The organism is Shewanella sp. BJSY2023SW005, from assembly GCF_047314585.1.
Lineage (GTDB): Bacteria > Pseudomonadota > Gammaproteobacteria > Enterobacterales > Shewanellaceae > Shewanella > Shewanella algae.
The window spans coordinates 70,320-82,498 of sequence record NZ_JBKORJ010000019.1; the positions used below are offsets into that span (position 1 = coordinate 70,320).

A 12,179-nucleotide genomic window follows, 5' to 3' on the forward strand; every position below is an offset into this window, starting at 1 on the left:
TGATTTAACGCCATGATCTGAAACCACACCAAGAAGCCGAGATAGAACTTTCTCTTGCCGGGTTAAGGCAGCGGTTGGCGGGGCTTGGCCTTGTCACTTTTGCTGTGTGCCAGTTCAAGTACTTGTTCAAAGTCCAGACCATTAATCTTTTGCCCTATCAGGCCGAAGTCCATCTGGCCGTTGCGATCCGAGTGGTTCAGCGCTGCCAATGGGGTGTCGAACTCGGCCAGTTGGATTGCCAACAAGGCCATGACAAATTCCTGCTTGTCATGGGAGTTCAGCTGCGCCATGAGTCTGATGACATCCTGTTGGGTCGACTCAGCACTGCTGCCGTCGAAGACTATGGTGTTGGGGGTAGTGCTGCAGGCCATCAGGCCGGTCAAAACGATAGCGATTATTATATTCTTCATGAGCTAACTTCCGTTTTTTTCGGTGTTCTACTTCCGTGCTGGCTTGTGATCGCCTGTGGCATTCTCTCGAAGCGCCGCTGGTCTGGGGTACAGTTCCGGCCAACAGCAGTGTCAAGGGCACAGGCTCGGCAGAAGCGAATAATAAATTAAACCGCGACTCTAACAGTTTGAGATCAAAGTTTTTTGAGTCGAGTCAAACAATTGACATATAAAGGAAAGGTTTGATTTTTGTGAGGTGTCCCTGTTGCAACAGCCCTGGCCGCCCCTCTTCCTTGAGTCAATCTTTACAAACAGGTTACAGAATACCTCACCCTAAATAGGGCGACAAGTCATAGTGATCATTTATCCAACTTACCCAGATTGCAATCTTCACAAAGTATTTGCATGTTATTAATGTCCAGCGCTTTGTGCGGGTACTTGCTGCGGGGCAAAATATGGTCAACATGCAGCACTATATTGTGTTCGGCTTTAGTGCGATTGCACTCTACACATTTGTGCTCGTGAGTTTGCAGCACCTGATATCTGAGTGCCAGCCAGGCTCTGGATTGATAAAAGTTATCTATGGTTTTGGGCTCAAATTCACTGAGCTGCTCTGGTTGTGTAAAGATGCGGTGGCCCTGTTCGGGGGAAAAGAAGCTGGCTTGAATATCTCCCTGCTCCTGATGTTTGTTGAGCCATTTCCAAATGCCCCGTAAGGCACCTTGTTCACTCTTGTAGCGTCGGGTTCTTATGCTGTCTCCTGTGCGAAAAGTAACTTGAATCTCCAGTTCCATTATTTCTCCTTACTTGTCTAACTTTTTAAGATGATTTTCAGCCTTAAATGTTTTTCTTTTCCGGTAACTCATTGCATTCATCGAGTTGTTTGAGGAGCTGAGTTTGTTGTTTGGAGAGCTTGATAATCTTAAGTGCTTCCCAGAGCGTGATGGCCGAGCCTATGGCGATTAATAGATAGCAATTTATAGGATTATTGAGCGCCTGGATGAAGGCATCTCCTTCGGCGATGACCAGGCCATAGAGTGCCAAGCCTATGAGTAAGATGCCTGGTGCTCCCAGTAGTTGGGTGATTGCCAAAGAGCGCTTGACCTGAGCCAGCTCGGCGTGAAGTTGAGTCTTCATAATGCCTCCTTTGAAGGGAAGGTATAACGTCGGCTGCGGCAGCAGAGAAACGGCATTCCGGCGGTAATACTCTGCTATAGCAGAATCTGCCTTGTTGTAGCGCGGAACTCAAGTGATATTTGCCTCTTGTGTTTGCATTCGAGCTAATCCGGCAGCACTATTACTCCCAAGGGTTCCAGCAGTTGCTCCTGTTGCCAGGCACAGATCTTGACTCCTTCGAGGTTGACCCGTCTGGGGTCGAGCCCATCCAGATCGGCAAAGGTTAGGTCACAGCCCCGCAGATTGACCTGTTGCCAACAGTCGCGGGAGAAGGTGCCGCGGCTGAGATCTGAGCCCATCAAGGAAGCGCCGCTGAGATTGGCATTGCTCCAGTTGTTTTCAAACAGCTCGCATTTTTCCAGGCATTGGCCACTCAAGTTGGTATAGGCCAGGTTGCAACCTGAGATATAAGCCGAGCAGAAGTACATCTTATGGCTGACTTGATTGTAGAAGCGGGCCCGGGAAAAGTTGGCGCCCTTGAGATCGCACTCCCTGAACTCTATGCCAAAGCAGTTGGCACCGCTGAAGTTGGCCAAAGACAGACGGCAGGCCTTGAAACTGGCATCGCGCAGATCGGCATAGCTGAAGTGACACCCTTCAACGGCGCCGCTTTCAATGAAACTGCAATCCTCGAAACTGGCATCCTGCAGCTGACAGTGGCTGAAGTCACACTGATAAAAGCGGCAGCGGCGAAAACGGCTGTCACTCAAATCCTGGCGTGAGAAATCCTCTTGCTGAAAAACTTTATCAATAATATCCATACGGCTTCCTTTAATCAGGGAGGGTGCTAACTCTTTCGGCGAGCTTTGCCTAGGCAGGCAAACATGGGGTTGGTTCGCGCCTTCCCAACAACCTTTGCAGGCTAACATCGGCACTCTGGAATATCACTAAAAATAAAACCTTTAAAATCATAGTTTTGAGAAGTGATTAAATCGCGATTTTAAGGGGGTAAATCGACATTTTGAGAGTCTTTAACTGGGTTCCATGCTCAAGGCGTAGTGAAAAATAATTCAAGCCCTTTACGGGCTGCTGACGTGGCTTGCTGGATGCGAGGACTTTACTTTCGAATGGTTTTGTTAAAAAAAGCATAAATACAATGAGTTAATAAGCATTGAAACTTGGGTTTGTATATTTAGCCGCCTTTGGCAACACTTAAGCAGGGCGCGAGTAAATCCTAGTGATCTTCTCTTTTGTCGAGAGTGGCTTGGACAACAATTGGCGTTCAAGGCATAGGACTGAAGACCTGCAGAGGTCCTTCCTATAGATACCGTTGTCTTGGGGGATAATTATGCGCTTACTTTTTCCGCTATTGCTCTATTGTTGCAGTGTGCAGGCGGCTGCGGATCTGAGCCAGCTCAGGTATCTCACCGAAGAATACCCTCCGTACAATTTCAGTTCGGAACAGGGTCAGGTTTCCGGATTCACAATCGACATTTTGCATCTTGTTTGGCGGGAGATGGCGGTTGAGCCGCAACCCATAGAGATATTGCCATGGGCCAGAGGCTACTACCTGTTGGCAAACCGCGATAACGTGGTGTTGTTTTCAACGGCTCGCACAGATGCCAGGGCTCCCCTGTTTCAATGGGCCTGCAGTCTGGGCACCCTGGAGTTAAATCTGTATGCATTCAAACAGACGGCGCCGAGATTAACCCGCCTGGATGACGCCAAGCGGCTAGTGGTGGTGGCAGTCAGAGAAGATGTGGGTGAGCAGCTGCTGTTGAGTCATGGCTTTAATCCTGCCTTATTGGTACGTACCAGCAGTCTGGAGCAGGCGGTTAGGGTGCTCAGTAGTGGCCGCGCCGATTTACTGTCCAGCAACCGATTAACCTTGGTGAGTACCCTTAAGCGGCAAGGCTATGAACCGGGCATGATGGCGCCTTTGCTTGAGGTCAGTCATAAGCCTTTGTGTTTCGCATTCAGTACCGGTATCCCTGCACAATTGGTGAGTGACTTTCAGGCTGTGCTGAACCGTGTTTTGAGTTCGGAAGAGGGGCGGCGTCTGCGGCAAAAGTACTTTGATGAAGAAACCTTGCTCAGCGTTCCCTGAGGCGGGAATGTGAGTTGTCTTGAGGATCCCCTTTGAGCCTTGAGGTAGACTGCAATTCTGTATTTGCAACGGAGTTGTTATGCAAGTTGTCAGCTTTACCGCCATAGGCCATGCCGAAACCCAGTACACAGAACTGGCCAATATGCCGATTCAGGGCAGCAAGGTCGCCGATAACCAAGGGGTTTTGGTGATCCATCCCGACTATGCCGAAGGGTTGGCCGACCTCGATGGTTTTTCCCATGTTTATGTGCTATTTCATCTGCATCAATGCAAGCAGGGAGCACTCAAGGTTAAACCTTTTCTCGATAATCAATTGCGCGGTGTATTTGCGACCCGCTCACCCAAGCGTCCCAACCCCATAGGCCTATCGATTTTGGAGATTGACCGTTTAGAGGGCAACCGTATCCATGTTAAGGGGATCGATATGCTCAACGGTACCCCCATCATAGATATCAAACCCTATATTCAGGCATTTGATTGCGTGCAAAACACCCGTGATGGTTGGTACGAGCAGGGCAGAGATCCACTGCAAACCCTTTCCGACGACAGGTTTGCCTGAATACTTTAACTGATCGATAAGAGGCAGTGATGAGCATAAAAGCCTTTTTCATGTTCATCTGCTGTTTCATTTTTATTTACTTGCTATTGATTGGCATCACTTTAATGGCTTTCAAGCTTGTCATGGAGCGGTTTGAGCGTCAAAATTCACTCTCTTTACTCTAGGGGGCATAAACCAATAGTGCTGCCTAGCTTACATCTGTGAGCCCTGGATGGGCCCAGGCCTTAAGGCCATCGAAAAGGATTGTTTTGAAAACTGCTATTGTCGTTCAGTTTCCCATTAGGCTGCTGGTTAATCTAGGCCAAACGCTTCCTTCCCCTTTATTTGCTCTGCATACGCACCTGGCAAGCCCCATTAGCCATGCCAAGTTGGTTTTATGTTTGATGGGTGCCTTTGGGCTATCTCATTATGCCGTTTCGATTTACGGGCTCGGCTATCTCTTTACTGTTAACAACAGGAGTCTCAGATGACAGCTGCCAAATGGATTTTACATTCCCCGAAGCAGACCGGTGCCCCGCAGTTGCAGCTGTTGACGCCGCTGGCTGACGGCCGTCAGCAATTGCTTTGGCAGTATGAGTTGCCCCAGGCCGAGGATGAAGTGGTGCTGAGTGCCTTCTACAGCGACAGTGAATTTGTGGTCGCCACCCGCTCCGGGCAGATCTATGCCGGTGATATCGAAACCGGGCCTCGGCTGATGGTCAATCTGCCAAATGTTGGCATCTATGGTCATGGTTGGCTGGATAAAGACAGAGGCGAGTTCTGGTATGTGGCCGAGCAGCCAAGAGGGGATGATGAATATCCCTGTCTCCTGGGCTGGTCGCTGGCCGACTGGCGACCTATTAAGGATATCTGGTTGCCTGAATATCTGGATGATCGCCGCCTTGGCAGCACCATGGTGCGGCGCCGAGACGGTTGTTTTTTATTCTATGAACGTGAATGCGACTCTCTGGCGCAGCGAGAGCATGGCTTCTGGTGCACCAATGTGGTCGATGGCCAGAGCCGATTTCACCGGATTGAGGGCAAACCGCAGCTTGAAGCTAGCCGTTATTCGAGCATACACCTTTGCCCTGAGCGGCAGTTGGCGTTATTGCCGGTTTCTGAGTGTCTGTTGGATGAGAGCGGTGACAGTCCACGCATTGGGTTGCAGTTGCAACTGGTGGCACTCGAATCCCTTGACGTGCTTTGGCAACAGCCGGTGTTTTGGTTTGACAGCCATGATGGCTTGTTGGATCCGGATGAGTTTTCCACTTTGCTTGAATCGCTCAGGAGCGGTGAAGATGCCTGTGATGAAGAAGAGCTGACTGACGCGCTCGAAAGCCTGTCTGACGGGCTGAGTGGTATCCGCCTTTGCCTGGATGAAGCCGCTTTTTGGCTGAGGTTGCGTAGTGGCGAGCTGATTAAGGGCTATCTGGCACCAGAGGAACACTTCCGCCTCAAGGCGTTGTCGCCTCGCTATCGCGCCAACGAATGCCCACTCCCCGGCGACGAAGCCAATCCCTTTGCCCAGGTCGCTTTTGACCATTACGACTATCAATTGACCTCACCCACGTCCAATCGTTTGTTGCTGGTGGGGTTCGAGATATATGCACTGGATACCAGTACTGTCACGCCCATGCTGCCAGGGGACGCCGATTGCCAGAGTTTGCCCTGTTATTTCTGGCCTAAACCTGAATTGGTGATGAGTGAGCAGCAGAGCCTGGCCCATGGTGAGGCGGGGCTCAATCTTATTGAGGCCGATTATCTGGAAATGGGGGAGTGTTTGCTGGCCAGCGCCAAAGAGATGGTCAGCCGTCTGGCCGACTTACCAAACAGCGCCAAAGGTGAGCGCCTGGAGTGGCGCTTTAATGACAGAAATGGCAGTGAATGGACCGAGGCGCAGTTTGTGGCCGCGCTGATAGTTGTGCCGGGCGGCGCCGAGCTGTTGGCCGAAGCCGTTGAGAAGCTGCTGGCCTATCCCGATGCGGCAAGTCTGCGCAGCGGCGCCGATAAGCCGGCCTTGTCGGACACAGTGCTGGCGCTGGCCGGTGATGACATAGCTTATCTGCCTTTGTTGGCCCGTTATTTCAATATGCTGGCTGATGGTCCAGGCGCCGCCTTCCATCAACAGCACTCAGTGCCGCTTATTCAACGGCGTCACGGCCAGGGGCTACTCAAGAGCCGCCAATATCGCCGTTTTGTCCAGGATTTGCCCTGGCCGATTTCCCCCGCCTGATTGCAAATCACAGGAATAACTTCATGAATGCCAATGTAAGAACCAATATCCGCCTGCAACAGGCCAAGCTGTTTTTTATCGGCCCTGAGCTTATTCAGGTTATCCAGAGCGCTGATGAGGCCGACACCTTGTTGTGGCAATGTGAGTTGCCAGGAACCGAGGATGGCGAGCTGGCCTTGTTGCAATGGCTGGATGACACTCGCTTCCTGGCCTTGGGCCAAAATGGACTGCTTTTTGTCTGCGATTATCAGGCGCGCAGTTGTGAGCAGGTGCTGGATTTACAAATCTCCGGAACCCCCGGGGCCTGGCTCGATAGCCACAAACAGACCCTGTGGGTGGTCGGGCGGGTAGGCATCGCTGCGCGCCGCGGCCACAGCTTACTCAAGGTCGATCTCGCGGCCATGGAGCCGGTGCAGCATTGGCCTGTGAGTGCCGAAATCGAACCTGAGTCACTGATTCTGACCCGGGATGGCCGCGTGGCCTTTTATGGTCGCAATGAGCATGGCGGTTATCGCTTCCGCTTTCAGCAACTGGTGTATTTTGACCCGTCAAACGAAACCTGGTCCGAACAGCCTCTGCCGGGGAAACCGGCTCCAGTGCAGGTTTCACCGCAGGATTATTGGTTCCAGAACCGTGCCAACGGCCTTATCACTACCCTGGCCGCCGATGGCGTGAGCCGTCATCAGACCGAGGACGAGCCTGTGCGTTACGAAGCCAGGTTGCAGCTGATAGATATGAATCTCGGCCGTCAAATCGATGCCGGGGTGCGTTTGCCGGCCATGGCCGATATTTGTGATGAATATGATGCCGAAGCGGTTCAGGAAGCGCTGGAGCGGATTGCCGCCGGTGAGATATCCCATCAGGATAACGACGAATGGCAGCAACTGCTCAACAGCCTGACTTGCAGCTATTTTTGCGAGCAGGAGCAAGTCTTCTGGCTGGGCTGGAAAGGGGGTTTGATGCAAAAGGTGTCACCGAAGGGCGAGAGGCTTTCCCCTCTGTACCAACTGGGCAGCCAAGATGCTGCGGGGCAGTGGCGCCCCTTGAGCCACTATGGTGGTGATCTGGTCATGATTAAGGGGGTTAACCAAGGGCGGCTCTGGTTGGCATTCGGTGATCTCGATGAGCCCAGTCACTACTCGGTCGACATCGATTCCCAAGCTGCTGTGCCCCAGAGCCTGCTGGCTGCCGAACAGCAAAAGTGCCCGCTCAATTGCTGCAGCTATCAACCCAAGCCGCTGCAAATTCCCAGCCAACTGCAGGCCGAGCCTTGCCCCAGTGGCAGGGTGACTCTCTATTGTGACGATCTGACATTAAATCAAGGCAGGTTGCAACTCTTGCAGCAGCTACTGGCGGTGCTCCCCAAATTGGAGCAGAGCCTGGGGGAGGCGTGCGGAGCGCCCTTAGCCTCAGTAACAGCCAGAGCCCCTGTAGCAACCAGAGCCGGCTGGCTTGACCGCTTGAAGCAGAAAATAACTCATAGTGCAGTTACTGAGCCTGGCAGGCTTTGGTTTGCTTTTGTCGATGGTTTGGGGAACCGGCACAGCGAGTACGACTTCTTCCACTATGCCGTGCGTTTGGAGCAGGGGCCTGAGTTGATTGCGGCCATCCTGGCGGCATACTGCCGTCTGCCCCAGGCCAGGTGTTTGCTGGGAGCCAAGGGGCAGCCAGTGCTGGCCGAGGCAGCCTTGGCGCTCAGTGAACACAGGCAGGCTTTGCCGCAACTCGCGGACTATTTCAATGTTCTCAGCGCCTTGCCTGTGCATCCATTTCATATCAATCGCACCTTGAAAGTGATCTTTGCCGAACATCAGGGCTCGCAAGAGCTGGCGGCTTTCCTGGCGGCGGTCCCAAGCCCCTATAACGACCCGGAGTTTAAGCTGGCCGAGAAAGGCGACTATGACGACGACGACGAATTTGACGACGATGATGACTATAAGTAACTGTCATTTATGAGAAAAGGATAAGGATGTATGTCATTCACAAGTTCGCCGGTTGGCGACGGTAAACTCATCTATATTGACCCGGACAATGGCTGCCCTTGCCTGTATCTCTATGAAGCGGCAGACAGTGGCTCTGGCTATCGACTCATTTGGAGCACAGACTTTCCCAAGGCCGAGGGTATTATGCAGGTCAGTGGTTGTTTTCATGGAGTACCCGGGCGTGAGCAGAGCTGCGTTATCTGGGATCAGCAAGGCTGCCTCTATTTGGTGGACCTGGCGCAACGGCAGCAGCAACTACTCGCCGAAACTGGGATAGCAAACCTCAAAGTCGTGGTATTGAGTGATGGCCGAACACTGGCATTATTGGGTGAAAATAAGTCTAGCTATTGCTACGAAGTCTGTCTCTGGCATTGGCGGGATGGCAATGTTCCCGTGCCCTCAGCCGTTCAGTGTATCAGCCATGAGGTGGATAATCAGGGCGGCCCTTGGGCCGAGGTCGACGAGACCGGACTGCCGGACAGAGTGGGGCTGAGTTTTACCGATCGCCTCTTTGCCGGGCCGGATAACAGTTTGATCTTGCACTGTCACCGCAGTGAGCGCGATGAGGTGGAGGCTTGGCAATTCCTGCTGCGGTTGGACCCCATGGCTGTTGTGGGCAGTGATCTTAGCCAAGTTCAATGGCAGGGAAGTTATCCCGAACTCTTGCAATTATCGGCCATGCCACTGCCCACTCCGCCAGGAAACGAGGCACTCTGGGAGTGTGCCCTGGCGCTGAACAGTGAGCGCGGCGAGCTTATCCTGCCGGCAATGACGTTAAGCCGGGCGCAGGATACTGAAACCGAGGCGCTGGCGTATCAGTTGCAGCGTATCGACTTGCGCCTTGGCCGCGAGATAGGGCGTTTTTGTGTGCGTCATTATACCCACGAGCAACTGGCCGGCGATACCGACATGCTGTTGGGCCCGGCAGATTTAGACAATTTGGCCTGGCAAAAGGCGCAGGGGCGTTTCTGGCTACAGCTGGATGATATCGCCTACTGCAATGACGAAGCGGCACTTTGGCTTTGCTGGCATGGTGGCGCGACCCGCAAGGTTTCTCTGGACGGGCAGTGGCGCTCGCCCCTTTATCTCCCCGATGGCAAGCGTGATTTATACCATGCCGATGAAATGAATCTGCTCGGCAGTGGCGCTTTGCTGACCGACTGGGAGTATCTGTGGAGTTTCAACCCCAATCCAGCCTTGGATGCGGCCAGCCAGCTAGATACTGAACCGGCTGCCATGGAAGCGAGCTGCGACATTGCTACAAGCAGCGAATACTGGCGCAGCTTAAATAGTGCAACTGCAGAACCGCAGGAGATCCCCCCTCTACTTGGATATAAACGGATTGAGGTCAACAATCTGCAATCCGAGAGTGCCAGACTCGAGGCTCTGACGACCTTGATGAGCGAGGCCTTGCGTGGTTATGAATCTCTCAAATCAGGCCAAGACCTGCGCTTTGGATTTTATGATGCCGATGAGAGCTGGGATGAAGCGCAATTTTTTAAAGCCGTCGTGACTCAGGAGCCGGCCTGGAATCTGATGTTGCAGTTGCTGCTCTCATTCATACGCGACAAATCATGCCACAACTGCTTTAGTGACCCGGCACTGGGTAAGCCGGCGCTGGCAGATTGTGCGTTGCAACTGGGTTTGAGTCACAGTCGATTTTTGCCTATGGTGGCGCGCTACCTTAAGTGTATCGATCTGGATCATGAGTTGTTTTTCCAGCAGGACGGCCATTTGCATGACTTGCTGGAGAAGTATGCCGATACCCTGGAGGGTAAGCAGTTTTACGACCTCTTACCTGCCGAGCTTCGCCTCGAGGATGGGGCTTATCTGGACTGAGTTCAATGCAACAACACGCTTTGTGTGGCTCTGTCTCAAGTGTATCGCCCCAGCTTAAAGCCAGAGCACTATGATCTGAAGAACGAGGAAATATGTCATTCACATGCTCGCCGGTTGGCGACGGTAAACTCATCTATATCGATGCGGACAATGGCTGCCCGAGCCTGTATCTCTATGGAGCGGCAGATACAGGCTCGGGTTATCGGCTCGTCTGGAGCACAGACTTTCCCATGGCCGAGGGCACTATGCAGGTCAGTGGCTGTTTCCATGGAGTGCCGGGGCGTGAGCAGAGCTGCGTTATCTGGGATCAGCAGGGCTGTATCTACTTGGTGGATCTGGCGCGTCGGCAGCAGGAGTTTTTGGCTCATACCGGGATGGAATATCTCAAAGTCGCGGTATTGAGTGATGGCCGAACCCTGGCATCACTGGGCGAAAATGACCGGCGCTGCTGTTACGATTTAATGCTCTGGCACTGGCTGGAGGACAGGGATCTCTCGCCCTCGGCTGCCATGCAGCTGAATGATGAGGTGGATAATCAGGGCAGCCCTTGGGCCGAGGTCGATGAGACCGGACTGCCGGATAGCATGGGGCTGAGTTTTACCGATCGCCTCTATGCAGGACCGGATAACAGCTTGATCCTGCATTGCCACCGCAGTAGGCGTCGTCGGTCCCAGGCCTGGCAGTTTTTGCTGCGGCTGGACCCTATGGCTGTCGTCGGCAGTGACACCGTAGGTAGTAGCATTAACCAAGTTCAATGGCAGGGCCGTTATTCCGAGCCCTTGCAGGTGGCGGCCATGCCTCTGCCCAATCCGCCGGGGAATGAAGCGCTCTGGGAGTGTGCCCTGGCGCTGGACAGTGAGCGTGGTGAGCTTATCCTGCCGGCCATGGAGTTGAGCCGGGTAGCTGATGCTGAAACCGAGGCGCTGGCGTATCAGTTGCAGCGCATCGACTTGCGCCTTGGCCGCGAGATAGGCCGTTTTTGCGTGCGTCAATTTACCCGTGAGCAACTGGCCGATGACGCCGACATGCTGTTGGCTCCGGCCGATGTCGACAATCTCGACTGGCAAGAGGCCCAGGGGCGTTTCTGGCTACAGCTGGATGATATTGCCTACTGCAATGACGAAGCGGCGCTTTGGCTTGGCTGGCATGGCGGCGCGACCCGCAAGGTTTCTCTGGACGGGCAGTGGCGCTCACCCCTGTATCTCCCGGATGGCGAAGATGACTTATACGACGAGGAGGGCATGAAGCTCCTCAGCAAGGGAGCTTTGCTGACCGACTGGCATTATCTGTGGCGTGTCAATTCCAACGTCAATCCCAACCCCACTTTGGATCTGGCCAGCCAGATGAACCAAGCGCCCGCCGCCATGGAGGCGAGCTTTGCTGTGCAATTACAGCAGACAGAATGGAGCAGCTTCCATGCCCAGGCCCAGGTGCAGGATACAGTTCCCCCTTTGCTCGGTTTTTCGCGAATCGAAGTCAGGGATCTGCAGTCAGCGAGTGCGAGGCTTGAGGCCTTGGACAAGCTGGTGCTGCGGGCATTGACAGATTTTGAATCGCTCAAGTCGGGTAAAGACTTGCGCCTCGGTTTTTATGATGCCGACGAAAGCTGGGATGAGGCGCGCTTCTTTGAGGCTGTGGCCCTCCAATTGGAAGGCCGGAACTATATGGCGCGTCTGCTGGGGCTATTCATTGCCAATGAGCGGCTCCATTACTGTTACAGCGATCCACACATCAGCAAGCCGGCGCTGGCCGACTGTGCGTTGCAATTGGGATTGGCCGGCAGCCAATATCTGCCGCTGGTGGCCCAATACCTCAACTGTATCGATGTCGATCATGAGCTGTTTTTCCAACAGGATGGCAATCTGGATACCTTGCTCGGCAAGTATGCCGATACCCCTGGCGGCGAGGACTTTAACCGCTGCTTGCCATATGAAATGAGCCGTCAGGATGAAGACGATTATCAATGAAATGATGA

The 12,179-nt window shown here is 53.3% G+C and carries 10 protein-coding genes; 6 read left to right on the plus strand and 4 right to left on the minus strand.

Going from position 1 to position 12,179, the window contains the following annotated elements; translation table 11 throughout:
* Positions 1-62: 62 nt before the first annotated feature.
* The 4 genes from ACMHXI_RS04245 to ACMHXI_RS04260 all read right to left on the minus strand — a co-directional run bounded on the left by ACMHXI_RS04245 (position 63) and on the right by ACMHXI_RS04260 (position 2,326).
* Entirely contained in the window at positions 63-410 is a 348-nt protein-coding gene (locus ACMHXI_RS04245; RefSeq protein ID WP_025011793.1) for a hypothetical protein, read from the minus strand.
* A gap of 338 nt (positions 411-748) precedes the next feature.
* The gene (locus tag ACMHXI_RS04250; RefSeq protein WP_342188276.1) at positions 749-1,183 is read right to left on the minus strand and encodes an HNH endonuclease; all 435 of its coding nucleotides are present in this window, start codon (positions 1,181-1,183) and stop codon (positions 749-751) included.
* 43 nt (positions 1,184-1,226) lie between these two features.
* On the minus strand, positions 1,227-1,526 hold the full coding sequence (locus ACMHXI_RS04255; RefSeq protein ID WP_019705996.1) for a hypothetical protein: 300 nt from the start codon (positions 1,524-1,526) through the stop codon (positions 1,227-1,229).
* 143 nt (positions 1,527-1,669) lie between these two features.
* Positions 1,670-2,326 (minus strand): quinolone resistance pentapeptide repeat protein QnrA1, encoded by a 657-nt coding sequence (locus tag ACMHXI_RS04260; protein ID WP_012579084.1) that lies wholly within the window; start codon positions 2,324-2,326, stop codon positions 1,670-1,672.
* Positions 2,327-2,853: 527 nt separating this feature from the next.
* On the opposite strand from ACMHXI_RS04260, the gene ACMHXI_RS04265 reads away from it, so the two are divergent.
* The 6 genes from ACMHXI_RS04265 (at position 2,854) to ACMHXI_RS04290 (ending at position 12,171) form a co-directional block, all read left to right on the plus strand.
* On the plus strand, positions 2,854-3,612 hold the full coding sequence (locus tag ACMHXI_RS04265) for a substrate-binding periplasmic protein (RefSeq protein WP_101056736.1): 759 nt from the start codon (positions 2,854-2,856) through the stop codon (positions 3,610-3,612).
* 79 nt (positions 3,613-3,691) lie between these two features.
* A complete protein-coding gene (gene tsaA, locus ACMHXI_RS04270; protein WP_101056735.1) occupies positions 3,692-4,171 on the plus strand; it encodes a tRNA (N6-threonylcarbamoyladenosine(37)-N6)-methyltransferase TrmO in 480 nt (159 codons plus the stop codon).
* A 466-nt stretch (positions 4,172-4,637) separates the two neighbouring features.
* Entirely contained in the window at positions 4,638-6,383 is a 1,746-nt protein-coding gene (locus ACMHXI_RS04275; protein WP_413734099.1) for a hypothetical protein, read from the plus strand.
* Positions 6,384-6,406: 23 nt separating this feature from the next.
* Entirely contained in the window at positions 6,407-8,326 is a 1,920-nt protein-coding gene (locus ACMHXI_RS04280; protein ID WP_413734101.1) for a hypothetical protein, read from the plus strand.
* A gap of 30 nt (positions 8,327-8,356) precedes the next feature.
* Positions 8,357-10,204, plus strand: a complete 1,848-nt coding sequence (locus ACMHXI_RS04285) for a hypothetical protein (RefSeq protein WP_412496826.1) — start codon at positions 8,357-8,359, stop codon at positions 10,202-10,204.
* Positions 10,205-10,296: 92 nt separating this feature from the next.
* Complete coding sequence (locus ACMHXI_RS04290; protein ID WP_413734103.1) at positions 10,297-12,171, plus strand: hypothetical protein; 1,875 nt, start codon at positions 10,297-10,299, stop codon at positions 12,169-12,171.
* Positions 12,172-12,179 lie beyond the last annotated feature (8 nt).